Source organism: Stieleria neptunia, from assembly GCF_007754155.1.
In the GTDB taxonomy this organism is placed as follows: domain Bacteria; phylum Planctomycetota; class Planctomycetia; order Pirellulales; family Pirellulaceae; genus Stieleria; species Stieleria neptunia.
The window spans coordinates 4,938,506-4,962,872 of record NZ_CP037423.1 but is presented as its reverse complement, the minus strand read 5'-3'; the positions used below and the strand labels follow the sequence as shown (position 1 = coordinate 4,962,872).

General features: G+C 58.1%; 17 protein-coding genes. 7 read left to right on the top strand and 10 right to left on the bottom strand.

Annotated elements, in window-relative coordinates; genetic code table 11:
* Positions 1–125 precede the first annotated feature (125 nt).
* From Enr13x_RS17225 to Enr13x_RS17215, 3 genes are all read right to left on the bottom strand, one after another.
* On the bottom strand, positions 126–5,378 hold the full coding sequence (locus Enr13x_RS17225; protein ID WP_145388085.1) for a DNA repair ATPase: 5,253 nt from the start codon (positions 5,376–5,378) through the stop codon (positions 126–128).
* Between the two features lie 177 nt (positions 5,379–5,555).
* Entirely contained in the window at positions 5,556–7,703 is a 2,148-nt protein-coding gene (locus Enr13x_RS17220; protein WP_145392435.1) for a flotillin family protein, read from the bottom strand.
* Positions 7,703–8,455: an OB-fold-containig protein gene (locus Enr13x_RS17215; protein WP_145388083.1), complete on the bottom strand. Its 753-nt coding sequence runs from the start codon at positions 8,453–8,455 to the stop codon at positions 7,703–7,705. Before Enr13x_RS17215 ends, Enr13x_RS17220 begins: the two co-directional genes overlap by 1 nt.
* Positions 8,456–9,023: 568 nt before the next feature.
* Here Enr13x_RS17215 and Enr13x_RS17210 point away from each other — a divergent pair.
* Positions 9,024–10,019: an IS110 family RNA-guided transposase gene (locus tag Enr13x_RS17210; RefSeq protein WP_145388081.1), complete on the top strand. Its 996-nt coding sequence runs from the start codon at positions 9,024–9,026 to the stop codon at positions 10,017–10,019.
* A gap of 496 nt (positions 10,020–10,515) precedes the next feature.
* On the opposite strand, the gene Enr13x_RS17205 is transcribed toward Enr13x_RS17210, so the two are convergent.
* Complete coding sequence (locus tag Enr13x_RS17205; RefSeq protein ID WP_145388079.1) at positions 10,516–11,643, bottom strand: site-2 protease family protein; 1,128 nt, start codon at positions 11,641–11,643, stop codon at positions 10,516–10,518.
* A gap of 61 nt (positions 11,644–11,704) precedes the next feature.
* Between Enr13x_RS17205 and Enr13x_RS17200 the strand changes: the two genes are divergently transcribed.
* On the top strand, positions 11,705–12,148 hold the full coding sequence (locus Enr13x_RS17200) for an RbsD/FucU family protein (protein WP_145207536.1): 444 nt from the start codon (positions 11,705–11,707) through the stop codon (positions 12,146–12,148).
* A 200-nt stretch (positions 12,149–12,348) separates the two neighbouring features.
* Here Enr13x_RS17200 and Enr13x_RS17195 read toward each other — a convergent pair whose 3' ends face one another.
* Positions 12,349–13,011: a hypothetical protein gene (locus Enr13x_RS17195; RefSeq protein ID WP_145388077.1), complete on the bottom strand. Its 663-nt coding sequence runs from the start codon at positions 13,009–13,011 to the stop codon at positions 12,349–12,351.
* A 256-nt stretch (positions 13,012–13,267) separates the two neighbouring features.
* Here Enr13x_RS17195 and Enr13x_RS17190 point away from each other — a divergent pair, with 256 nt between their 5' ends.
* On the top strand, positions 13,268–14,200 hold the full coding sequence (locus tag Enr13x_RS17190) for a glycosyltransferase family 2 protein (RefSeq protein ID WP_145388076.1): 933 nt from the start codon (positions 13,268–13,270) through the stop codon (positions 14,198–14,200).
* An 87-nt stretch (positions 14,201–14,287) separates the two neighbouring features.
* On the opposite strand, the gene Enr13x_RS17185 is transcribed toward Enr13x_RS17190, so the two are convergent.
* The 4 genes from Enr13x_RS17185 to hpt all read right to left on the bottom strand — a co-directional run bounded on the left by Enr13x_RS17185 (position 14,288) and on the right by hpt (position 18,118).
* Positions 14,288–14,845 (bottom strand): hypothetical protein, encoded by a 558-nt coding sequence (locus Enr13x_RS17185; RefSeq protein ID WP_231744349.1) that lies wholly within the window; start codon positions 14,843–14,845, stop codon positions 14,288–14,290.
* A 293-nt stretch (positions 14,846–15,138) separates the two neighbouring features.
* Entirely contained in the window at positions 15,139–16,242 is a 1,104-nt protein-coding gene (locus Enr13x_RS17180) for a glycosyltransferase family 4 protein (protein ID WP_145388074.1), read from the bottom strand.
* On the bottom strand, positions 16,239–17,489 hold the full coding sequence (locus tag Enr13x_RS17175; protein ID WP_145388072.1) for a glycosyltransferase: 1,251 nt from the start codon (positions 17,487–17,489) through the stop codon (positions 16,239–16,241). Before Enr13x_RS17175 ends, Enr13x_RS17180 begins: the two co-directional genes overlap by 4 nt.
* A gap of 83 nt (positions 17,490–17,572) precedes the next feature.
* Positions 17,573–18,118, bottom strand: coding sequence for a hypoxanthine phosphoribosyltransferase (gene hpt, locus Enr13x_RS17170; RefSeq protein ID WP_145388070.1), 546 nt, complete (start codon positions 18,116–18,118; stop codon positions 17,573–17,575).
* Between the two features lie 236 nt (positions 18,119–18,354).
* Here hpt and Enr13x_RS38010 point away from each other — a divergent pair, with 236 nt between their 5' ends.
* Both Enr13x_RS38010 and Enr13x_RS17160 read left to right on the top strand, forming a co-directional pair.
* Complete coding sequence (locus Enr13x_RS38010) at positions 18,355–18,909, top strand: hypothetical protein (protein ID WP_197456092.1); 555 nt, start codon at positions 18,355–18,357, stop codon at positions 18,907–18,909.
* Positions 18,910–19,230: 321 nt separating this feature from the next.
* Positions 19,231–20,466 (top strand): dockerin type I domain-containing protein, encoded by a 1,236-nt coding sequence (locus Enr13x_RS17160; protein WP_145388068.1) that lies wholly within the window; start codon positions 19,231–19,233, stop codon positions 20,464–20,466.
* Between the two features lie 420 nt (positions 20,467–20,886).
* Here Enr13x_RS17160 and Enr13x_RS17155 read toward each other — a convergent pair whose 3' ends face one another.
* The gene (locus Enr13x_RS17155; protein ID WP_145388066.1) at positions 20,887–22,326 is read right to left on the bottom strand and encodes a sulfatase-like hydrolase/transferase; all 1,440 of its coding nucleotides are present in this window, start codon (positions 22,324–22,326) and stop codon (positions 20,887–20,889) included.
* A 439-nt stretch (positions 22,327–22,765) separates the two neighbouring features.
* Here Enr13x_RS17155 and Enr13x_RS17150 point away from each other — a divergent pair, with 439 nt between their 5' ends.
* Positions 22,766–23,011 (top strand): hypothetical protein, encoded by a 246-nt coding sequence (locus Enr13x_RS17150; RefSeq protein ID WP_145384425.1) that lies wholly within the window; start codon positions 22,766–22,768, stop codon positions 23,009–23,011.
* Between the two features lie 92 nt (positions 23,012–23,103).
* The gene (locus tag Enr13x_RS17145; RefSeq protein WP_145384426.1) at positions 23,104–24,324 is read left to right on the top strand and encodes a hypothetical protein; all 1,221 of its coding nucleotides are present in this window, start codon (positions 23,104–23,106) and stop codon (positions 24,322–24,324) included.
* The last annotated feature ends 43 nt before the right edge of the window (positions 24,325–24,367 follow it).

Here is a 24,367-nt window from a genome sequence, read left to right as displayed (position 1 = left end):
GGTGTTTCGGCTCAACAACGCCGCGCCAGCTTCACCATTTTGCCTGACTGTTTGCCCACTTCGCCAGTGGGGAGCGAAGAGTCGGTGGGACAGTTTGTCGGTTGGGAGGGTTGTGCGGACGCCGATCAAGTCGTTTCGTCGCCCGATGCTGCATCGAAGGTGGATTCGATTTCTCGATAGTTCGCCTGCATCGCGTCGAGCTGCTCTTTCAACCGCTCCAGGTCGCGTCCGTTGTCGATCGATTCGGTCAAAATCGGTCTTAGCCATTCCTGCATCAGGTGGAATTGCCCCTTGATCAAATCCGCCAGCACGCGTGGAACCTTGTGTTGCACGTAGACCTTTTGGTCGGGCGGCTGGGCGCTGGCTTGATGTTCGCTGATCCGTTGCAGTTGCTCTCCGGTCGATTTCAGACTTGCCGCGACCTGGTCGGCCGATGCGGTCATGCTGTGACGCAAGGCATCGATGCGAGCGTCCATGCGTTCTTCGGTGCCGTCGCCACCGACCGCGATCGCTCGTGAGATCACCTGTCGGATCGATTCCAAACCGTCTCGCATCGATGCCAGTTGTCGCATCAGTTGCCCCGCCTGGTCTTCGCTGTCGAGCCCTTGCATGCGGACGCTTTCGACAAACGCATACTTGATGCTGTCCCAACGTTCTTTTTCTTCGGGCGTCAGGATCCCCATCAGCTCTTTGAACTTCAGCACGTTCGCTTCGTTGTCGGTCGTCAGCGTCTGGGCGTCCTGTTCGTAGCTGCTGACGATCAGCGAATGCAGTTCTTTGGCGTTCATCACGCTGGCGACTTTTTCCGCCATGCGATTCATGTTTCGATAACTGCCCTGCAGCTTGAACGGTGGTTCGGTGCGGTACGCGTCGGCCTGGGCGGCGCTGCGGATGTACGCGCGGTTGACACGCAGCACGACATCGCGGATCTGCAACAGCTTTCGCATCACCTCGTACATGTCGCGGACTTGGTCCGGTGAAAAATTGCCCTGCAGCTCGATGCCTTCCATCGTGTCGCGCTCGGCGGCCCGGATGATGGCGCGGGCATCGTCGGGCGAAGCCGAGGACAGCGGCGCGAGCGTCGGATTGCTGGTCAAGCAGTTTTCCAGGTAGCTCATTTCAAACGCATCGGCCGATTCCCCGATGATCTCGCCGAGGTTGTAAACGTCGGCGCGGTTGGACAACATGTCGGGAATTTGGAATCGGTCGCCGCTTTCGGTGTACGGGTTGCCGGCCATCACGACCGAAACGCGTCGGCCACGCAAATCGTAGGTTCTCGTCTTCCCGTTGCTGACGCCTTCGATCTTTCGCGTCGCATCGCACAGCGAGATAAATTTCTGCAAAAACTCGGGGTGGGTGTGCTGGATGTCATCCAGATACAACATCACGTTGTCGCCCATCTCCAGCGCCAAATTCAATCGCTCGACTTCTTCTTTCGCCGCGGCGTTGGGGGCTTCGGCGGGGTCTAGCGAGGTGACCTGATGCCCGATCGCCGGTCCGTTGATCTTCATGAAGACCAGGCCGAGCCGATTGGCGATGTATTCCATCAACGTCGTTTTGCCGTAGCCGGGCGGAGAGATCAGCAGTAGCAGCCCCATGCGATCGGTTCGTTTGTTCTCACCCGCGGCCCCCATCTGCTTGGCCAGGTTGTCGCCGATCAGCGGCAAATAGACTTCGTCCAGCAGTCGATTCCGCACGAAGCTGGTCAGCACGCGCGGCTTGAACTCGTCCAGCCGCATGTCGTCACGGGCCACATCGACAAGTTTGGATTTGGTCGCGTTCAGTTTTCGATAACGCGGCACGACATCCAACATGTAGCGTCCGACGCGTCGCAGCAGTTCATGATAGTGAACCACCATCGTCCCGCCTTGGATTCGTTCATGGTTGCCGACCAACCCGCTCAGCGATTTCGCGACCGCCACCTCGGCCACCCGCAGATGCGACGGGTCACCGGACAGGATGATCCATGCCAATTCGTCCAAGTAGTAGTGCGCCGGATCGACTTGATCGCCGCCGGAATGATTTGCCAAAAATGCTTTGGCCCAGTTGCGAGCCAAGACGAACGAGCGGACCGGATCACTTTCGTTGCTCTTCATCGCGGTTTCGAGCAATTTCTGGCGATCGACTTCGGGGACCGAATCGGTGAACGCTTGAAAGAGCCCCGCGGCGCGAGCACTGCAAACGTTTTTTCGTGAGCTGTCGATCAGCTGATCGAACAGGTAATTCGCGATCGCCTCGGCGGTGACGTTGTGATCGAACAGCGGCCCCCAGTACTGAGCGTCTTCCTCGGCCAACTCGGCCAGTCGCTGGCGGAATTCAACCGCCGGCTCGGCATTCGGATAGGCTTTGGCCAATTTGGCAAACCCTCTGATCCAGTCGGTCATCTCTTTGCGCGTCTTCGGCACCAACAGTTTGCCAAACCAGAGCAGACTTGCGGCCCGCACGCTGGGCGGATGGGCCAGAAGATCGATCTCCGCATCGATCTCGAGCAGGGCTTTTAGAATGCTTGCCGCGTCATGATCGTGAACTCCTTTTGCATATCCCTGATCGAACCGACCGCCGATCTGCGATTGAACCCAAGCGGGGGTGACACTCTCCGCCGTCAACGTGCCCCCAAACGAATGTCGGTTTTGGAACAGGTCCACGGCCAAGAACTCGGCCCGATAGACGTGGCGGTTTTCGCTGATCAGCTCCTGATTCCACAGATCCTTGGCGTCGGAGAGCGCCGGGTCTTGCAGCGGGGCAAAAAACTGGGTTCCGGTCAAATGCAAACACATCGCATCGTTGCGAAGGACCGTGGTCAAATCCAGCGGCTGTGTGTTGACGGCGAACTTTTGTTTCCCCAGGCGAATGATGTCGCCACCATCTTCGTACAGATCTTGGCGATCCTTCAACTGACGAACCGAATCTTCGCGGATCGTCTTCATCCGGCTTTGCAGATCTCCGACACGGACGGCATCGTCCAGGGCCTGCAGTTGGTCGATGATGTCCCGAACCTTTTCGACCATCAAATCGCCGGCGAAGTAGGCCGCGATGTCATCGGCCGATTCCATCGATCGGACGCGATTGTCGATGCCTTTGAGGATCCGATCGGCCGCCGACGAGAGCGATTCGGCGCGGCGGTTGCGTTTCTCAACCAACTGGACCTTTCGCGACTCAAACGCCGCGTAGACCTCTTCGCGACGAACGGCCAGCTGTTCGATGAAGTCATCGAATTCGGCAAATTTGCCTTCCAGTTCTTCCAATTGCACCATGACCTTGGTCAGGTATTCGTCACAGCGTTCGGGGCTGTCGCAAACGTCCAAGTAGCCGGACGTGGTTTGCTCGAGCAGTTTCAATTGCGATGCAAACTCGGCCCGACCTTCGACACCGACCAACTCGGTGGTGCGTGCCTTGAGCGCACTGCGAACGCGGTTGACCGAGGCAAACACGTCGCCGATCGCGTCGATGATCTCGGTGCGCTTGGTCGCATCCTCGATCCGCAGATTGCTGACGGTCTCGGTCAGGAGTTCCAGTTGGGATGCGGCGGCGTCGATCTCTTCGCCCAAGGATTTTGATTCCGCGACGGTGGCGACTTCGGCGACGCGATCGTTGGCCGAGGCGATGCGTTTGATGTAGGGATCGAGCGCGCCGGGTGTCAGCAAGAAATCAACGCATCGGCGGCTGAGTCGTTCGCTGCGTTCGGCGGTCGTGGTCTCCAGTTCCTCGACGACCTCCAAATCGACGTACCGCAGTTCTTTCAGCCCCAGGGCGTGTCCACGTTGGGTTCGCAATTCGGCCAACGATTGAACGAAGTCATCGATCGACTCGAAACGACTGCGTTCGATCTTCTTGATCAAGTCCTCGATCGCCGTCGAGACTTCCTTGGTCCGCGAGTTCGTTTCGCGTCGGGCGCGGACCACTTTGTCGAATTCTTCGACGGCCGCGTTGGAGGCCTCGCGGATCGTCTGCAACGGCTCGGCCAGGTTTTCCGTTTCCGATTTGTCGATCCAGAAGTAGCTGTCCAGGATGTCGGACGACTTCTTGTTCAGATCCAGATACAGGCCTTCGTAGCTGTCGTCCTTGTCGATCAACTGCAGCAGTTCGCTGCACTCGGCCATCCCGCGGACGATCTCTTTGTTGCCGATCTTGAACAGCAACGAATCGGTTTGGTTCTCGGGGACGAAATTGGGGCCGGTGAACGGAGTCTGCCAGATTTGCACGGCATGGTGTTTTTGGGCTTCCTCTTGGCCGCGAAAACAAACCATCTCGCCGCGTTCGAAGAAGGTTTGCCCGTGACAGATCAGCGGTGTATCGACGGTCTGCTTGATCAGGTTGTAACGCAGTTGAACATAGGTGCCCGAGATCGGCGCGTAAAACAGGTACAAGTAGTCTTCACCGTTGGACGCCGCGACGGTGCGTTGGTAACGCATGTCGGCCAGCCCGGTTTCGAAGCGTTTGAATTCGCCGGTTTGCAGGTAATAGCCGCCGGGAAAAATCAGACCTTGATCACCCGGCAACATGACGCACGCCGCGGCGATTTCGTCCAGCCGGATGACCTGCTGGATCTTGCTGTTGTAAACCAGGTACCGGAATTGGTCTTCCTGGTAGGGCTTCATCTTCAACAGCACCAGATTGCCCAGGATCGCGTAATAGATTTCCGCGTCATCGAGGGTTTGGTCCGGATTGTCGACCGGTTCGCAGTAAATCCCTTCGCCGCTGCTGGTGTTGTTTTCGACCTTGATCGTCAGATCACCGCCGACGGTTTCCACAAACACGATGTCTTCGATCGAGATGTGTGGATGGTCGCCGTAGTGGTGTTGGTCGCGGGTGGTGCGTGTCCAGCGGAATTCGTGCTGCGCTGGCTCTTTGACTTCGTGATCGCTGCGGTTGTCGATGTATTCGATCGCGTCCGGCGCGACCCGCCATTTAAACGACTTGATATCTCGGTTCGTTTTGCCGACCTGAAACACCATGTGCAGCATCGGGCCGGAGCGATAGAAACGCGAAAACCGCGTGTCTTTGTAAAACCGGTACAGTTCGCTGAAATCGTTGTGGAAACGCGAGTCGCCGATCAGATCCAACGAGGCTTCGTGGAACTGGTTGTCTTCGAATCGGTAGGCCGAAAAGACATCCGAAAGATCGATTTCCGTCTTCAAGCCGAACTGCACGTTGTAGCCGAACAAGAACTGGTCGCCGATCGAGACCAGATCGCGGGGCACGCAATTGTGCTCGGTGGTGACGCGTTCGGTCGAGATCAGCTTGGTCTCGATGTTGCCAAACACCTCCGCACGCGACTCGTTCAGCTTGGCAAGACGTTCACGCAGGTTCTCTGCGCCATCACGCAAGCGATTACGCAGGACTTCATAGGTGCCGGCGGCGAGTTGGGAGTCGGGCATGGATTGGCTCCCGAAGGGTGGGTTTGGAAAGCAGGCGACGGAATCAAAATGCCCGGGGACGAACCCCCGGGGCGATTGGGGTGGTACAGGGTGGCTTCACGGCCGCCCGTGGCCGGGCGGGGTGAAGTCGAGGGTCGGCGGCGGGCCGGAGCGACACGCCGCCGCGTCCCGACCGAGTTACGCTAAACCGCCTTTCAAATTTTTGCCGTTGCCGGAGGGGGTGGCCAGCAGACGGCTCGCTTTCTGGTCCGCGACGTTGGCGGTTCCGGCCATTCCGAGCAGACTGGTCAGCTGGGACCGCATGTCGTCGGTATCGGCCATCCCCATCATTTTGGCGATCAGGGCGGCGATGGACAGGTCCTTGACGCCGTCGGTGTCCAAGTTGAATTGGCCGATCATCTTGGTCAACTGATCGCGGAAGTATTCCGCGTTGCCGTCGAAGAACGTGTCCTTGATGTCCGTCGCGACGCGGCTGTTGTAGACGAATCGATCGATCGCCTTGCCGCCCTTGACGGCCGAAGTGATCTGATCGAAGAACTCGCCATCGCCACCGACGATGTCGATACGAGCGGCCTTGAGCGCCTCGCTGACGACCCCGGCTTGGCTTTCGGCGATGCCACGCTGGGCATCGATCGCGGCGATTTCGACGTCTTTTTCCTTGCTGAGCTTGAGCTTGAATTCCTCGTGCTCCTTGCCGACGCTGTCGAAGATCTTCATCGCTTCGGCTTTCTCGGTGATGCCGACTGCTTCGCTGCGGTACTTTTCTAGTTCGACGCTGGCTTCGGCCATGCCCTGCTTTTCGACCGCCGCGGCTTTGGCTTCGATGCCCTTGGCTTCGGCGACGGCTTTCTTTTCCAAGACCGTCGCTTCGGCAAAGCCTTCTTTTTCCAAGCTGGCCGCCTTGGCTTCTCGCACCCGTGCTTCGGCGAGTCCCGCCGCGGCAGCTTGAGCCGATTCGGCTTCGGCAAGCATTTTCGTTGCCGCGGTTTCTTTTTCCGCCGCGTCGCGTTTGGCTTCCGCTTCAATGCGGATTTTCTCGGCCAACAACTCGCTCGATTCCTTTTCCGCTTGGGCCAGTTTGGTTTGGCGAATCAGCTCTTCTTCGGCCTTCATTTCCGCCGCGGTGATCTGGACCTTTTTGGCCCGCTCGGCCTTGGCAATTTCTTCGGTGTCCTTGATCCGTTCCTGTTCTTCGACGACGGCTCGTTCGACGGCGACGCGTTCGCGGATGACTTCTTGAATGTTTCGCTTTTCGGTTTCGATCGCTTTTTCTTTTTCGACTTCGGCGACCCCGACGACTCGCAATCGCTCGGTGGCTTCCAAGTCGCGATCACGATTGACACGTTCCAATTCGACCGCGTCGGTTTTTTCTTTGTTGCGTTGGGCGACGAGGATTTGGCGGTCCTTGTTTTCCGTTGCGACGCCCAATTCTTCTTCGGTTGCGATTCGAGCCCGTTCGGATTCCAGTCGCTGTTCTTCTTCGACCTTTCGCGCCGACGCTTGTTCGCGGGCGGTGATTTCAGCGATTTCGCGTTTCTGTTTCTCGACCGCTTCGACACGCTGTCGCTCCAGCGCCAGGATTGTCTCTTCGGCTTCGACGTCCTGCTTTTTGAGCGTCTTTTCCTTGTCCCGGGTGAATTGATTTTCCTTGACCTTTTCCGCGGCGGTCAATTCGGTGATCTTTTTGATCCCTTCGGCGTCCAGAATGTTGTTGGGCGAAAGGAGTTCCAGCGGCGTTTGTTCCAGGTAGTCGATCGCCGCGTCGTCGAGCCGGTAACCGTTCAGGTCGGTGCCGATGACTTTCAGAATTTCGTCTTTGAACTTGTCGCGTTCGTCGTACAGTTCGACAAAATCAAACTGCTTGCCGACCGTTTTGAGTGCTTCGGAGAACTTGGCGTCAAACAGTTCACGCAGTGTTTCAAGTTCCGAACAGCGGCGTGCCCCGATCGACGCGGCGACTTCCTTCATCTCTTCTTCGCTGCTGTCGACGCGGATGAAGAAGGCGACTTTGATGTCCGCGCGAATGTTGTCTTTACAGATCAGCCCCTCGCTGCCCTGCCGACTGATTTCAAAGCTCTTCAGCGACAGGTCCATCAGCTCGTAGCGATGGATCACGGGGACGATCAGCATGCCGTTGCCGGTGACGACGTCCATCTTGCCCATCCCGGTCTTGACGATGGCTTGGTCCGGGCCGACCACCATGTAACATTTTTTGATCGTCGCGACGATGCCGAGCAGCACCACAAAGAGAATCCCGACACCGATCAGGACACTCGTCAACAGGCCTTCGGCCAGCAGCGGCGTCGCAAGAATACTCCAAGTCATCACGATACGTTCTCCGGTTCAAGTTCAGTAACGGTATAAATCCGTTTGGTTGGGTCAAACTCTAGAATCCGCACTTCCGTCCCTTTCGGAATCTCAGCCCCCGTGGTGCGGACATTTAGCAATAGCGGAGCGGCATTCGTCCGAAACTTAGCTTGCCCAAAAGTGGGTGAAGCCTGGATTGACGAAATTTCGCATGTCGCCCCGATCAGCCGGTCTTTGTCGTAACCCGGTTCGGGCGTGAATTTGCCGACGACCGGCTGGGTGACGAATTTGGTTGCCACCACGGCGATGACAAAGTTTCGCACGCCCAATAAAATCGACGGCAGCCAAACCGGTTGGTAACGCGAGGCATCAAAACCGTGCCACAGGCCGTAGGACGCCATCCAGAACAGCACGGTGAAGGCCCCGAACCAAATCACCAAGGGCACGCGTCCGAAGTTGGACCAGCGGACCGTCGTGGCGGCAAACCCGCCCAGGAAGTCGATTCCTCCCGCGTGTCCGATGTCCGCATCCCCGCCGGCGACGTCGAAATCGACCGCCTCCAGATCCGGCGTCCCCACGTCCACATCCATGTCCACCGACATGTCGGCGTCCAGGTCAATGTCGGGCGCATCCAAATCCAGTTCGATCAGCCCGATCAAGGCCACCAACGTGTACATCACCATCAGGCAAACCAGAATCGACGCCGGCCATACCGGACCGACGAACATTCGATTGGCGAGATCTGTCAGTACTTGTTCCACAGCGGTCATGCCCAGCAAGAGTCATGCGATTCCTAAACCGACTCGTTAGCGTAGGGCATTTTCCGACCGCAGGAGGGGCGCGGGGTTGCCGAGAAAGGGGAAAACTTACGAAGCTTCCCGGAAGTGTCGCTGTGCTGAGTTCCGGCTGCTCGCTGAAATCCCTTAAGACATCGATTTCTTTACTGCAGGATTTTGCAACCCATTTAGATTCTCTCCCTCTGGGAGAGACGGCGTTTGCGCAGCAAGCAAACGCCAGAGAGGGCCGGCGCTGCCAAAGGCTTAGCGACTTCCGCGGCGATCGACGTGGGCTGCAAAACCGATCACCAGCCCCCTAGTATCTCGCCTGACTGGCAATTCCAGGCGATTTGATCATCGTTTGGGCTGTCGATGTTGGGTGGCTGCCTGCAGCGGTTTCCCAACACTGCTGTGTAGATCGTAATTTCCCCTAGGTGGTATTCAACGCCGTGGATGAGCTTGAGTCGCACAGCAGTTCGTTTTGAACCCGAACCGTCGCTTGATCGACCCAATCGCGTTATCGCATGTGGTCAGATCGTATTCACTAGGATGGGACTTAACTATGAAACAGAAGTACAACCGTGTCATTGGTATTGACGTCGCGTCAAACAAAATTGATGTCAATGACTCCGCAGGAAAGATTGCCAAACAATTGCCCAACACGATTTCAGCGATCAGCAAAAAGCTGTTCAAGAGAATCCAAGACACTGAAAATACATTGGTTGTCTGTGAAGCAACTGGCGGCTACGAATATCTGATTGTGGAGGCTGCTCACGACGCTGGTGTACCGATTTGCGTGGCCAACCCGAGGCAGGTCCGTGACTTTGCCAAAGGGCATGGCTATTTGGAGAAGACCGATGTGATCGATGCATTCATGATCCGCCGTTTTGGCGAAGATGTGGAAATCCATCTGACACCTCCTCGCACGGCGCAAGAGAAAGAATTTCTTTCAACAGTGCGGCGTCGAACCCAAGTGAAAGATTTGCTCTCCCAGGAGCAAAACCGACTCAGTCAAACCCGTGACAAGTTTGCCGCTCAACAAATCAAGGAAACGATTTCGCACCTGAAAAAGCAGCTAAAAAGCCTCGACAAACGCATCGAAAAGATGCTCAAGGACCTCAGTAAAGTCGATCCCAAAGTAGAAATCTTGTTCAGCGTCAGTGGAGTTGGTCCAGTCACCGCTGCGACACTCCTGGCCGAGCTGCCAGAACTGGGACAACTCAACCGAGGTCAAATTGCCAAACTTGTCGGTGTTGCTCCGTTGGCCAACCAAACAGGCAAGAGCGACAAGAAACGAAAGGTCCGAGGTGGACGTTCACAAGTCCGAAGCGTGCTCTACATGGCGACACTGGTTGCAACGAAACACAACCCAGTCATCAAACGTTTCTACGATCGGCTTATCGCCAAAGGTAAAATCAAAAAGTTAGCTTTGGTAGCGAGCATGCGCAAACTCCTGACGATTCTCAACAACATGATTCACTGTGGCGAATCATGGAAGAACCCTCAGGTCAATGCGAAGAAGGAGCAAAAGGCGACTACGGCACCGTCGCTAAACTAGGACCGTAGTCGCCATACGTGCTCGATGCGTCATTGACACACCGGCGACTGAGTTATCCCTGGCACGGTTGCATCTCTGCAGAGCCCTGTTGCGTTTCACCCAGCGGCTCAAGTTTACTGCTGCGCAACAATCGCGTCACCCAAATTTCCAAAAATCATTGAACACCGGCGCAATGCCTAAGAAAATCTCGGGGGTTCGGGGGCTGGCCCCTGACCACACTGGATCTCGGAATCGAAAAATCCAAGATTTTCGATCTGACCTCTTGCCACAATTTAAGACCGTCGCTCATCCCCAGCCCTTCTCCCCCACAAATCGACAAGCAAGCTTGTTGCGATTTGTGGGGGAGAAGGGAGCCATGAATCTTGCAGTAATAGAATCGCCGCCCCCGGGATTCAGGAATCGCCGGCGTGATCGTTTGACAACAAACAAGGTGATTCCAGGCCTCGACCGGAGGGCTCGCGCCCTGCCGCTAACAAAAAACACCCGTTTGGCGGCATCAGCCCTGCGTCGCCAGTCCCGCTCGGACGCGGAGGGTGTCCAGATCCAGCAGGCCGATCAAACGACCGCCGGCGTCGGCAACGGCGAATTGGCGACAGCCTTCCAAGGGCCGCGTGACGACGGATTCTAACGATTCATCCGGGGACAGCACCGGCGCATCGTATCGAGCCAACTGGCCGACGGTGGTGCGGGGATCGGCACCTCGCTGCACCGCTTCGGTGACGTCTTCCAGCGACAGGATGCCGACGACAAACTCGTCCTGGCCGACCACCGGAACCGCGGTCGTCGGGCACGATCGCAGCGACGGAAGTAACTCCTCCAGCTCCATGTCCATCAGCAAGCGGGGTGGCTGATGAATCATCGCGTCGTGGATCGTCAGATCACGAAGCGGCTCAATCACCTCGACTTGTCGCGCTTCGCTCAAGCCCGCGTAACAGATAAACACCGCGATCAGCCCGGCGGTCACGGCCCCATGGTGCAACGCCAACCCGCCCATCACGATCGCGCACAGGACGCCGATGTAAGACGCGATCCGCGTCGCGCGGCGATATTCGATCCCCATCGCCAAGACGCTTCGCAGCACCCGCCCGCCGTCCATCGGGAACGCCGGGATCATGTTGAACAGCACCAGCGCCGTATTGACCAACATCATCGACAACAGGTATCCCAACGGTGTCGGCGAATTGAGCACTTCAATCACCCGATCGCCCGCTTCGACCTCCGTCAAGATTTCTCGCAGCGAGGGCAGGCCCAATCCGGGGACGACCCACAAAACGGTTCCTAAACTCAATAGAATCACGATGTTGACCGCCGGACCGGCGACCGCAACGAGAAACTCTTGCCAGGGTATCCGTGGGATCTTCATCAATCGGGCGACGCCGCCGATGGGAAACAGCGTGATGTCCAGCGTTTCGATCCCGAAACGACGGGCCATCAACGCGTGGCCGTATTCATGTAGCGTCACGCAAAAGAACATGCCCAACAACAGCGTGATTCCGAAAACCGTGCCGATGATGCCATCCTGGTATCCTGCATAGGCGACATAAGCGACCAAAAGGGCGAACGACCAGTGGACGTAGACGCCGATTCGAAAGTAAGTTCCCAGTTTTAATCGTCGTCGCCACACGTGGGGTCGGCCCGTTCAATGAGTCCGTAAGATTCCGTCAGTTCCTCAACCGCATCACACTATGTTACGCCACAAACTGATTCACCCCCAGATCTCCTCCATCCTGGCCGCCTCGGGACACCACAGCACGATCCTGATTGCCGACGGGAACTACCCCGCTGCGAGTAAACGCGGCCCCCGCGCCGAACTGGTCAGTTTGAATCTAATGCCCGGCGTCCCGACCTGCAATCAGGTTCTCGAAGCCGTCCTGTCGGCGATTCCGGTCGAAGCGATCCAAACCATGAAGACGGAAACCGAAGGCCCCTACGCCTTGGACGGCGATCCGCCGGTCTGGGACGACTACCGGGCGACGATCAAATCCGAAGGTCTGGATCTGGAATTGGAGCCGATCGAGAAATGGGATTTCTACAAAGCGGTCAGTACCGAAGACCACGTGCTGACGATCCAAACGGCCGATCAGCAACGTTACGCCAACATCTTGCTGAGCGTCGGCGTGCGGATGTAGCTCCGATGAACCGTTTTAGCGGTCGGGCGCGAGCCCTCCGGTCTTTCACGGTGTTTTTGAAGCGCGACCGGACGGCGCGCGGGCTGTCGTTTTAGTCGACAACTGCTGAGTCAATGGTGAGCCGCTGGCCGTAAGGCCTCGGGCAGCGTCGCAGTGCCCGGCCGCTTACGCGGCGCGCGGCTCACAAAAACGGCAGCCCGCTAGCGCCACAGCCATTCGCGGAAACCTTCGACGACTTGCTGGCGTTCCGCGATGGCTCGCCAAACCACGAACAGCCCCAGCGTCATCGCGACGATGATCATCGTGCCGCCGCGCCGCGGGGCCGGCGGCGACGTCGCTTCCGCTTTGTCTCGCAAGTGCCCCAACAGTTTTTCCCAGAACACACTGGTCGCGATCGGCTCGAACGATTCAATCGACGTCGAATCGATCGCTTGATGTCCCGCCGCTCGCAAGTGGACGCGCAACTGGGGCAGAAACACTTGCAACGTCTCTCGATCACACGTCGCCTCGGAATCGAGTTCCAAAGCGGCTTGGAGTAACGGCGACAACATCTGCTCCGGCGTCCGCCCGTACACGACCAATCGCGGGCGTGCCGTCAATGCGAACAGAGAAACGATCAGGCCATAAAAGGTCACCAGGGCAAGCCAGACCCAGCCGCCAAACACACCGGCCGCCGCCTTGGGGAAAAAGAGTTCCCCCGGACCGATGGCCACCAATCCGACGACCGAAAACCCGAGCGCCGCGATGTCGCGCCCTCCCGTCGTGATCAACACACGACCGCTGAGACGAATCGCGCCCAACAACAGCAGGTACGCGACCAGCGGAAGCAAGGCGATCAGCAAGTAGATCGGTTCGATGGACATGCGCGTGGACAGATGCCAGAAGACGGACGAATGGTTGATTCCTGCGTAAAGCGTACCAATTAAATCCGATCCACGCGACGCATGAGTCACCCCGGCGTTACTTCTTGAAGACAGCCGGATGATCCGACCAAACCGACCAATCGGCAGATTACCGGTAAGTGATCGCGGTGGATCGTCAAGCAAGGCAGGCCGCCGGGAGGATCGCGCCGCACGCTTCTTTCAACCAAGCACCTTTTTTGCACACGCAACGTACTCCATGAGTCAACCTTCCCATCCGACGTTCTCGCAATCGGCCGCCACGGGTGTCGATCCGCCAAACCAGCTCCCCTCCCCCTGCCAAGGTCCACCAGACGTGATCGGCCGAGTCGAACAAACGCTGACCGAGGTCGAAGCCGCGTGCCGGGAAATCGGAGACCAACGCCACTGCGCGTTCGGGCTGAGCGTGATCGTCCCCGTGTTCAACGAACGAGACACCCTGCCGAAAATCTTGGACCGCATCGATGAAGTGATGCCCGAGGGGACGCAGACGGTCGTGGTCGATGATGCCAGCACCGACGGGACGGCCCAGTGGTTGGCAGCGCTGCCTCCGCGGCCCAATCGCACCATCCTGCTGCGCGGCCGCAATCACGGCAAGGGATCCGCGGTCCGGATGGGCATGCGGCACAGTCGCGGCGATATCGTCGCGATTCAGGACGCCGACACCGAGTACGATCCGATCGACCTGCTGGACGTCATCCAACCAATTCAACAAGGCCAGGCCGACGTCGTCTATGGCTCGCGCTATCTCGGGGAAAGCGATGACCCGTCGATGTTTCATCGGCTGGGCAATTGGGCCCTGACCGCGATCAGCAATTGCATGACCGGCCAGCAATTGACGGACATGGAAACCTGTCACAAAGCCTTCCGCGGCGAACTGGTGCGCTCGATTCGAATCAAAGAATGTCGATTCGGATTCGAACCCGAAATCACCGGCAAGATCGCCGAACGCGGAATCGCGATCGCCGAAGTGCCCACCGGGTACCAGTACCGCAGTTATGACGAGGGCAAGAAGATCACCTGGAAAGACGGCATCGCCGCACTGGCGTGCATGTGGCGCTACCGCAACGCGGGATGGCTGCGGCGTGCGGTCGCCGGGGCGGGGCGAGTGCTGATCCGACTGCCGCGTCTGGCTTGCAAAAAAGTGGCGTAAGCTTCCAGCTTGCGGTTGGGTGTTGTGTTCGCAAGCTGGAAGCTTACGCCACGGCTCGCAAGCTGGAAGCTTACGCCACGGTGCCAGCTAATTGCCGGGCAATTGCCGACGGTGTTTCGGCGTTTCCGAGGGCGGCAGCTCGCAGTCAAACTCTTCCTGATAGCGGCGTCGTTCGACGGGCGTGGCGTAGAACCGCAGCCAAGTCTCGGTGTCCTCGACGCACATCCACTCCAGGGCCTTGCCCGGGACGTCGACTTTCTTTTCGCAACAGGGCAGGATGTCGCGATAGATGATCGTGTACAGTTCTCGATCACAGAGGTGATCGGTGCACCGCAGCACGATGTTTTTGCTGTACAACTTTTGAATCGTCTTTTTCAGTCGATGCGAAAGTTGCGAATCCCCCAGGGCGTCGGGCGGCAACAGGTGAAGCGGCGGAGAGAACCAGTCCGAGATCGGCAGCGCCGGTGCACGTTCCCAAGCCAACATCGATGCCAAGTATTCGTTCTCGGCTTGCAGCGACATTCGGTTGATCGACGATTCGATCGACTCGTCACGATAGGGCTCCAGCTCATCCCGAAGCCGCGCGTTGGCCAACATTAATTCGACTTCGTCGATCGTTTGTCGGCGGGTTTCTCGCATGTCCATCTAAACCGGTTGGCAGGGGGGGAGGCAGCTAGGCTGGTGCAAAGGATCGGACGACCCGTCCGCGGGCAACCCCCAGGGGGCCACCGGTCGGCTGACCGAGTCGTCCAACGATGCCCTGATGGTATCTGTCCTGTGCCGCCACTCAACTTGCAACTGAAGCAAAACCGCGGTTTCAAATCAATTTCGTCGCTCCGGCCTTGGCTTGACCGTTACGAACGGAATGGCTTATCAGAATTTGCCGTCAATTCGCCAGGCGACGCGTGTCTATCCAAAAAGAATGCCTGCCATCGGGGTCAACGCGAGATCAGATCTCGGTAGAGCTGGGCGTGACGCTGGACCATCTGATCCACCGAAAACGCCTCCTCGATTCGCGCCCTGCCGGCGGTCCCCAGCCGGTCGGCCACGTCGGAATGTTCCAGCAGATCCAGCGATTCGCGGGCCAGCGCGGCGCGGTCGCCCAACGGGACCAGGCGACCGGTTTGATCGTCGAGGATCAAATCTCGATTGCCGGGAATGTCCGAGGCGATCACGGGGATCCCGGCTTGCATGGCTTCGATCACCGCATTGCTCTGGCCTTCATACTCGCTGCCGATCCAAAACAGATCCGCATGCGGCAACAGTTCGGCGACATCGTCACGTGCGCCCGCGAAACGAACATGTTCGGGAATCGTGACGGAATCTCGAAATCGCAGCAATTCAGCCTTCTGGGGGCCGTCGCCGATCACGACCAACGTGGTGTCGTCACGCGTGCAGGCGAGCAGTTCGGCGGCCCAGATCAAATCGCGATAACGCTTTTGCGGCCACAGTCGGCCGACCGCCAGCACCAGCTTTCGCTCCACCGAAACGCCAAGCCGCTCGAAAGCCTGCGGGCGCGAGATCGGTGTCGATGGGCGTGGTGGAATTCCATTGGGGATGACATGAAATAGATCGCCGGCGATGCCGTGCCGCGCATAAAACTCCCGAACCCCTGAGCTGTTGGTCGTGATCGCGGCCGAACGCCGTGCCAAAAAACGATCGATGCAGAAATGCCACCAGGATTTCCAAGGGTCGACACAACGTTCACTGGCCACAATCACCGGAACCTTGGCCAACAGCGCCGCGGCGCGGCCGAAGCTGTTGGCGGCGAACAACCAGGTGTGCACGAGATCGGGCGACCAATCCGCCAACGCCCGTCGCAAGCGAAACAGTGCCGTCGGATCCGCCTTGAATCGTTTGCCGATCACGGTGACCGGAATCCCGGCTTGCCGCAGCGGTTCGCTTCTCGGACCGTCGCGCGTGAGCAAGAAGACTCGCACGTCGAACTCCTCGCGGGGCAGATTTTCAGCCAACAATGCGAGCTGCTTTTCAGCACCGCCTCGATCCATCGTCGGAATGATCAGCGCGATTCGAAGTTTCATTGCGCGTTTTCCATCGACGTCGATTGCGAAGTGTTCGGGGACGATCCGGCGGTGAGCTGGCGAAAGAGTGTCACGTAACGCTCAATCGATTCGCTTCGTGATCGGGTTCGTTGCATGATCCGCCGTGTTTGCTGGGCGCGCCGGCGGGCGTGTTCCAGGTTGCCGACGATCTGCTCAATCGCGAAACGCAGGGTCTTGGGCCGGGCCGGATCGAACCACCAGACCAAGTGGCCCGCCCGCTCGGACACCCCGTCGACCGCTTCGGGGGCGGGTTGGAGTGCATCGCCACGACGCTCGATGATTCGCTGCCGGACCTCCGACTCGTTGACGCCGAAAAATTCGCGTGCCGTTTCGGTATTGGCCAGCACCAACGGCAATGCGGCAGCGATCGCGGTCGGGACCTGGTGCTCAAAACCCGCGTCGCCGACATGGACCATCAAGTCGGCGGCCGCAAAGACATCGTCGGGCGAACCGAACGAGCCCGGCATCGCCATCGATTGCCGCAACCCGTCGCCTTTGAGTCGCGCATAGATCGTTTCACGCAGCGGCCCGTCGCCGATCAACCAAAACTGTAATCCTTGGATCTTGTTCGAAAGCAGGTACGCCGATTTCACCAATGTCATGATGCCCGAATTTCGATCCAGCCGTTCGACCGACAGGACAACCGAGCAGGATTCGGGGACGAACAGATCGCCGTTGATCCGCGCCATCGCGCGGCGAAGGTTTTTCGGACTCGATAATCCATGCTCGATCGTGGGGCCGATGCCATGGGCAATGCGATGCACCCGCGCTTTGTCGCCCCCCTCGGCCAGCCAGCGCCGATGGGCCGAGGCACTGTCAACGATCACGGCAGCGGCGTCCATCACGGCCGATCGACAACGCTTGCCGATGCGACTGTGTTTGAAAAATTCAAAATCACTGCACTCGCCGTGACCGGAGAGGCGAACGACCGAGGGAACACCGAGGGCATGGGCGGCTTCCACCGCCGCGATCGCTTCTTCACGACCGGCGTCACAATAGACGATGTCGCACGAGGTCGGATCGGATTCGATCCAGTCACGCAAGTAGCGAATGTAGCGCGATGCCGTCCGATCGCCACGTGCGGTCCAACCGGTTCGGAACATGCGAATCGGGCGATGCACCTGGCACTCGCGAAACGTAAATTTTTCGGCCCATGATCCCGCGTGTTTCGGGGTCAAGACCGACACCTGAGCCCCCGCCAGCCGCAACCCGGTGGCGAGTTCCATCAAATGGCCGGCCGAATCGATTGACCCGTGCGGCCAAAAGTGTCGACCGATCAGAACAACACGGACAGGGCGTTCCAAACCACTCACTGTTTCGATTTGTGCTCCGTCGCTTCGATCTCGTGCGTCTCCAAGACCGCCAGATAGGGCAGGTTGCGATACATGTCCATGTAATCCAAGCCGTAGCCGACCACAAATTCATCGGGGATTTCAAACGCCACAAAGTCGGGACGCAGCGAGACGGCATGTTCGCGATGCTTGTGCAACAACACCGCCGTCTTGGTCGATTTTGCACCGAGTTCCTTGATCATCCCCGACAACCGATCCAACGTGCGTCCGGTGTCAAAAATGTCATCGACCAACAACACCTCGCGATCTTTGACGTCGATCAGCATGTTCGCGTTGACCTCCAGCTTTCCCGATTCGGTCCCCCCACGATAACTCGACGCCTGGATCACGCCAACTCGTTGCGGCATCGACAGACGACGAATCAGATCGGCAAACAGGACCAGACTGCCCGTCATCACCGCAATCACGGTCAGCGGCCGCTGCGCCCCGTAAAACCGATCGATTTCCGTGGCCAAGCGTTCGACTCCGGCCTGTAACTGGTTCTCATCAAGCAAAATACGCATCCGTTTCGCGTCCGGTCGACGCGCTCCCCGCGGCAAATTCTCAAATGGCTGGCAAAATGGGCGATTTAGGGTTTCAGTGCGATTCGGTCCAGCAAATTGCGGATCCGACGCAACGAAACGCCGATGAACGATACACCGGCGGCCGATAATTTCCCACGGGACTTCCCCCCCGGAATGCCGCGGCCGTCCCAGGGTTCCCTGCTCCACTGACGCGTATTTTTCGACAGACCCGACGAATGACCAATTCCCAACGTTTGGCGACCGTGCGAGCCCATCTGCAACAGTGGCTGGCCGCCAATGTGATGCCACGCCCCTGCCTCGCGGTGACGGACGTGAACGAGTCGGCGGGGGAAATCCAGGAGCAAACTCCACAAGATTCCCAGTCGCAGGCAGATCAAGAAGGCGAGGACGAAGCGAAAATCGTTTCCGAATCCATTTTGATTCGCGACGGGTTCTACGCCGGACGCACCTTCCACGCGACCGCCCAAGGCGATACGTTTCGCGCGACCTGGTTCATGGAACCGGACGAACTGAAGATCCACGCTGCCGGCGGCATGCTGGTGGCGTCGTTCCAAGGCGAGCAAATCGTTGCCGAAGCCCCCGCCTTGGAAGAGCCTGCGTTGGAAGAGCCCGTGTTGGAAGAGCCTGCGTTGGAAGAGCCCGTGTTGGAAGAGCAGGACGAATCCTCCGCGTCCGATGCGGGGCCGATCAGTCTTCCGATGCCGGCAGCCGAAGACGATTCAAGCGATCAGGATTCCGACCAACAAGGTCAGATTTCCAAAGCGGCGTAAGACGGCGTCCGACAACAAGTGTGCGGCTGAATTTGTCGCCCCTCTGTTGACAGAGAACCACGCAACGAACCTCGGTCGCCTTTCGGGGCGCCCGGAACGTCTCGTCCACGCTTCCGTCAACGGTCGCAAACCTCTCTGGTGTTTGGCCGGCGTCGCATGGTGCCCATCACATTGCGTCGGTTGTCATTGTTGTGATTCGATTGGCTCAAACCCGCCAAATCGGCGTCGGCGAGGTGTTGGCATGTTAGGATGAGGTAGACCCGCGTCGTGGATTGCGGGAGGGGCTAGGTGGATGCAACATAGTTCCGACACAACGGTGACATGATGATTGCTCTCTTCGCTGACAAGCATCGCAGCCTGCCCCATCGACGAAATGCCCACCGCAATGCTCGACAAAATCGGCGTCGGACCTTGCGGCACGAATCGCTCGAGTACCGCCATTTGCTCGCCGTGCTCGGAGCGACCGATTCGGTCGGGACAACGAGACTCCCCCTGGATCATTCGGTTCCATCGGCCGTCCGCAGCGTTGCCGTGGAGGAATCGTTCACGACGGCGTTGGAGGTTGAAGCCGGTGGCAGCGGTGCCAGCACTCAGGTTGCCATCAGCGCCGAAGGCCGATTCGTCGCGTTCGAGTCGACCGCCAGCAATCTGGTCCCGCATGACGACAACGTGGTGGATGATGTCTTTGTGTTCGACCGACAACTGGACCGTTTCCAGTCACCGTCTTTGGCATCGATCGTTTTGACGGGGGCCGGTCAGACGGTCGACACGTTCCAGTGGGCCGCTGGCATCGCCGAAACGGTGCGGACCGTCGACATTCGCGGTAGCGGCGCGAACCAAGTGGTGATCAGTCGGGCTCAGATCGAGACGTCGACGCCCGATCAAGATCTATTGATCGTGTCCGATCCCGGTGATGAAATCAGCTTTGAATCGGGGTGGACCTTCACGTCGGTCGAGCTGATCCGAGGTCAATGGGAGCGCTCGTTCGTCAACGGATTGGCCACGGTGCGAGTCGTCGGCCCCCATGACTGGACGAATCCGGTTCAGGCGACCGACGTCAACGGCCAGAACGGCATGACCGCACTGGATGCATTGAACGTGATCAACGCGATCGCGATCGGCCATGAGCACGCCAATGCGTTGTTCGACGCGCAAGCGGTGCTGGTGGATGCCCGGACGATCGCCCCCGAGCGGTTCTTTTTCTACGACGTGAACGGCGATCTCGCATTGACGCCTCGCGATGCGTTGAACGTGATCAACGCCTTGGGACGGCAGCAGAACGCGGCGGAAGCCGAACCGATTTTGGTCGCGATGATGGCTGCGGATCCGGTCGGTGATTCCATCGCAGAGGAACCATTCGAGTCCGTCGGGCTGCAATCGGAGGCGGATAGAAAAGTGTGTGCGGTGTCGGCCCAAACGAAGCGTGTCGCATCAAGCGTCAACTCGACCCCACCGCAACTCGAACGTGCGGACACGCCGGAACTCAATGACGAACGCTCCTCGGTCGTGGATCAAACGATGCTCGTCCAATGGGACTGGATCGATGACTCCTTGTAGGCCGGGGCGAGTCCTGACGCTCTGGTCCGTCGCCGTTTACAACCGAATCATGGTGTCAGTTTCAGAAAAGTTGAAAAAAGTTGTCGGCAACGCTTTGCGGTGACGGGGCGCGCGATTTGATGAAGCGCGTTTGATGAAGAGCGTCTGGGAAAGCCAACGCGGTTGGTGATCCAATCGTGCTTGATCGATTGCAACATCAACGTCTGACAATCCTGTCGTGTGAATTGTTCGCACGCGATCTGCGTTTTGATCGCATGGGGCCGCGGCCTGTTGATCGAAGCGCGCATGCGTCAGCAAGGTGCCACGCGGCGACCCTTGTTGACGCGTTCGCGTCTGAGGCCATCGCGTTGATCTGGGAACATCGATTCGATCGACCAACCGTCCCCGAGCAACGCTACGACATGACGTTTCGGTTCGTTACTAGAAGTCGCGGAAGGGACCGCGGGGCTCGGATGCATCCATCTCGGTTTGCCATTGTTGGAAGCGGGCTTCGATGTCGCGTGCGACTTCGGGGTATTGATTGGCAAGGTCGGTTGATTCGCCGATGTCGGTTTGCAAATCAAACAGCATGCCGTTCTGGTCGCCCAATTGCACCCATTTCCAGTTCCCGATCCGCGCGGCCCGGTGGTCGCGGCGTTTCCAGAACATGTCGCGGCGCGGTGACGTCTGTTCGCCACGAAGCGTCGGCCACCAGTCGAATCCGTCCAGGGGCAGATCCGCGGGTGTTTCGCCACCGGTCGCTTTGACAAGACTGGGGAAGATTTCTAACGAGGTCAAAAGTTGGTCGTTGATCGCACCGGCGGGAATGCCACCGCCGGGCCAACGGACCAGACAGGGAACGCGAACGCCGCCTTCCCACATCGTTGCTTTCTTGCCACGCAGCGGGCTGTTGTCGGCGCCGCCCGATCCCCCGTTGTCGGAAAAGAAGATCACGATCGTGTCGTCCAGACAGCCCTTGGTTTCCAATTCATCGAGCAGCTTGCCGATCGACGCATCCATGCAGGTGACCGCCGCACGGTAATCGCGGCGGCGGGCTTCGGGGGTCGTCACGGTCGCATGGTCCGCGTATTTGTGTTTGTTCGTGGTCCGATACTCGACTTCGACGTCCGGATACAGCTTCTTGAACTCGTCGGGGGCCTGAACGGAACTGCGGATGGCCGGATCTAGCGACGAGGAATTGTGTGGCGCGTTGAAGGGTACGTACAGAAAGAACGGTGCTTCGCCGGCCCACTCGCGTAAAAACCGCAACGCTTCTCGTTCGAACAAGTTCGTGCAATAGGTCCCCTTGTCTTCCTCGGTCGGCGACTGATTGCGAAACATGCTTGGCACGCCGTATCGCTCGTGCGTGTAGTAATCGATTCCGGTATTGACGAAGCCGTAAAAGTCATCGAACCCGCGCGACGTCGGCAAAAAACGCTTCAAGCTGCCCAGATCCCACTTGCCAAAGATCGCGGTGTGGTAGTCAGACCGTTTCAACAAATCGGCGATCGTGATTTCTCTCAAGTCCATCCCGCCGATGCGTTCAAACGTGACCGCATATTGGTCCGGCGTGTAGCGATAACCGTAATCGGGGGCCTCGTTGCGAATCATGTCGTAGATGCCATTGCGCTGCGGATAGCGACCGGTCAACAGGCTTGCCCTGGAAGGAGTGCAGGCCGGCCAAGCGACATAAAAGTTCGTCAGCCGAGTTCCCTCTGTCGCGATCCGGTCCAGGTTCGGTGTCAGGATCCCATTGCCGAGCAGCCCCAAGTCGTTGTATCCCTGGTCGTCGGAAACGATCAACAACACATTCGGTTTGTCCGCGAGAGCGATGTTGCCGAACAGGATTCCACACAGCAGTACAAAATAGAAACGGTTCATCGTTCAAGTGATTCTTGATTGGGAGGCGGGAACAGGGGCGACGGAGTTCTTCTCGCGGAGATCGTCTTGCCGTTTGCGTGTTGGGTCGGGGCTTTGTTATAGCCACCGCTCCGCGCTGAGTCGTCGCTTGCGGCGACATTTCGCCTGAAAACCAAAGCCGAGATGGCATCTCGTTACGAGGCGCCGGCTCCCGTGGGTTTGGGTTCCGCCGGAGGCGGAGCCTCCAGATTGGTGCGTGAGAAGTGGGGTAAGCATCCTGCTTGCCACCCTCGCCGGCTCCGCCGGCGTGCTCCTGTGGCAAAGCCACACACCGATGGCGGGCAAGAGGCGGAGCCTGGGCTGCGCAAAACCGACCGGTTTTGTGTTGAAATTGCTATTTGAGAATTTGACGGAATTGGTTCTCTTATATGCAGTTTTTCCGCGTCATGGAGGTTCAGTCATGTCTCAAGCCACGATTGAGTATAAGTCACCTGTTTCCAAACTTCTTGGTTCGGCACGCCGTGGACGAGAGAAATGGAAGAACAACGCCATGCAATCCAAGCGGTTGATTAAGGAACTCAAGCAAAACCTCTGCAATGCGAGAGAGAGCCGCCAGCGATGGAGAGGCGAGGCAAGCCAACTGCGGCGGCGCGTCGCCGAGCTGCAGAGTGAATTAGAGCAGTTAAAAACGCGGAGCAGCCCCTGAAGAATCGCCCGACGCAGCCGTCGACTCAATTGCTGCCGCCGGCCCCCCAACATTCTTTTTCGTTGAGTCTCGTTGTACTCACGATTTCTTGGGTGCTCCAAGCAACCATCAGCTATCGAGCTTGTGAGAAAATTGCCCGCACGCTAGGCACCATCCATTCTGGATTGTCTCACGCCCCTACGGCAAACACGATTCAGAACTGGACGCTGCGACGGGGGCTGCATGAATTAACGCGTCCCAAAGAACAGGCCGACGATTGGATTCTCCTGGTCGACCACACGATCCAATTGGGAAACGAGAAATGTCTTTTGATCGTTGGGATTCGCCTTGAACATTGGCTCAATCTCGATCGGCCTATCCGACTGAGCGATCTCTCGGCCATCCTGATCGAGATTGTCCAGACATCCAACGGCAAGATTGTTGCCGAGCAACTGAAGAAAGCTGCTGACCGAGTCGGTCAGGTCAAGGCCATCATTTCCGACCAAGGTTCCGACTTGGTCAACGGAATCGCTGGTTTTCAACAGGAAAGCGAGTCGACGATCGCATTGACCGACATGTGTCACCGAACTGCGACGGCACTCAAACATGTCCTGCAGAAAGACCCTCAATGGGATTCGTTTCTCGGGCACTGTGGAAAGACACAACCGAAAGCCAAACAGACTGAGCTGGGATCGTTGTTGCCTCCCAAACTCAAGGTCAAGGCACGCTTCATGAATCTGCACAGTCTGATCGGGTGGGCAGAGCGGATGTTGCGTCTGCTTGACACCCCCCATGAAGAACGTCAGCAACAAGATCGACTTGGTCGCCTGGAAGAGAAATTCGCTTGGGTGCTTGACTATCGTGAATCGATCGCAGTCTGGGCACGTCTGATGCGGATGGTCGACAAGACGTTAGAGCACTCACGAACAGTCGGTTTTAACGCAGACTCGGCTGCTTCCCTGGCTGAAAAACTTTCGTGTGATGTAGGCGATTGGCAGAGCCAAGCGTTTCGCGACGAGATCGTCTCGGCGATCGAAGAGAATTCAAGCATTCTTGCCCCCGGGGAGAGGTTGCCGGCGAGCAGCGAAATCCTTGAATCCTTGATCGGTAAGGGCAAGCAGATGGGTCGACAACATTCTCGCAGCGGTTTCACCCGCAACGTCTTATCAATGGCTGCCAGCGTCGCCGACGTCAGTGCGGAAGCCATTGAAACGAGCCTCGCCTCCGTTACCCACAAAACCCTATGCAATTGGGTGAAGGACAACCTCAGACAAACCATGACGATGTTCCGCCGCAGCGTACTACCGTCATCCCCAGGAACCGATACGGCCTAAATCTGCTATCCTTCTGAGCTGCAATTTTGCGCAGCCCAGGCGG

Bases quoted from the DNA above. Each gene is read 5' to 3' on its own strand.
- Enr13x_RS17160 (WP_145388068.1), top strand. From the start codon at position 19,231: ATGATGATTGCTCTCTTCGCTGACAAGCATCGCAGCCTGCCCCATCGA.
- Enr13x_RS38010 (WP_197456092.1), top strand. From the start codon at position 18,355: ATGACCAATTCCCAACGTTTGGCGACCGTGCGAGCCCATCTGCAACAG.
- Enr13x_RS17210 (WP_145388081.1), top strand. From the start codon at position 9,024: ATGAAACAGAAGTACAACCGTGTCATTGGTATTGACGTCGCGTCAAAC.
- Enr13x_RS17215 (WP_145388083.1), bottom strand. From the start codon at position 8,455: ATGACCGCTGTGGAACAAGTACTGACAGATCTCGCCAATCGAATGTTC.
- Enr13x_RS17220 (WP_145392435.1), bottom strand. From the start codon at position 7,703: ATGACTTGGAGTATTCTTGCGACGCCGCTGCTGGCCGAAGGCCTGTTG.
- Enr13x_RS17155 (WP_145388066.1), bottom strand. From the start codon at position 22,326: ATGAACCGTTTCTATTTTGTACTGCTGTGTGGAATCCTGTTCGGCAAC.
- hpt (WP_145388070.1), bottom strand. From the start codon at position 18,118: ATGCGTATTTTGCTTGATGAGAACCAGTTACAGGCCGGAGTCGAACGC.
- Enr13x_RS17190 (WP_145388076.1), top strand. From the start codon at position 13,268: ATGAGTCAACCTTCCCATCCGACGTTCTCGCAATCGGCCGCCACGGGT.
- Enr13x_RS17175 (WP_145388072.1), bottom strand. From the start codon at position 17,489: ATGGAACTCGCCACCGGGTTGCGGCTGGCGGGGGCTCAGGTGTCGGTC.
- Enr13x_RS17200 (WP_145207536.1), top strand. From the start codon at position 11,705: ATGTTACGCCACAAACTGATTCACCCCCAGATCTCCTCCATCCTGGCC.
- Enr13x_RS17150 (WP_145384425.1), top strand. From the start codon at position 22,766: ATGTCTCAAGCCACGATTGAGTATAAGTCACCTGTTTCCAAACTTCTT.
- Enr13x_RS17225 (WP_145388085.1), bottom strand. From the start codon at position 5,378: ATGCCCGACTCCCAACTCGCCGCCGGCACCTATGAAGTCCTGCGTAAT.
- Enr13x_RS17185 (WP_231744349.1), bottom strand. From the start codon at position 14,845: ATGGACATGCGAGAAACCCGCCGACAAACGATCGACGAAGTCGAATTA.
- Enr13x_RS17180 (WP_145388074.1), bottom strand. From the start codon at position 16,242: ATGAAACTTCGAATCGCGCTGATCATTCCGACGATGGATCGAGGCGGT.
- Enr13x_RS17195 (WP_145388077.1), bottom strand. From the start codon at position 13,011: ATGTCCATCGAACCGATCTACTTGCTGATCGCCTTGCTTCCGCTGGTC.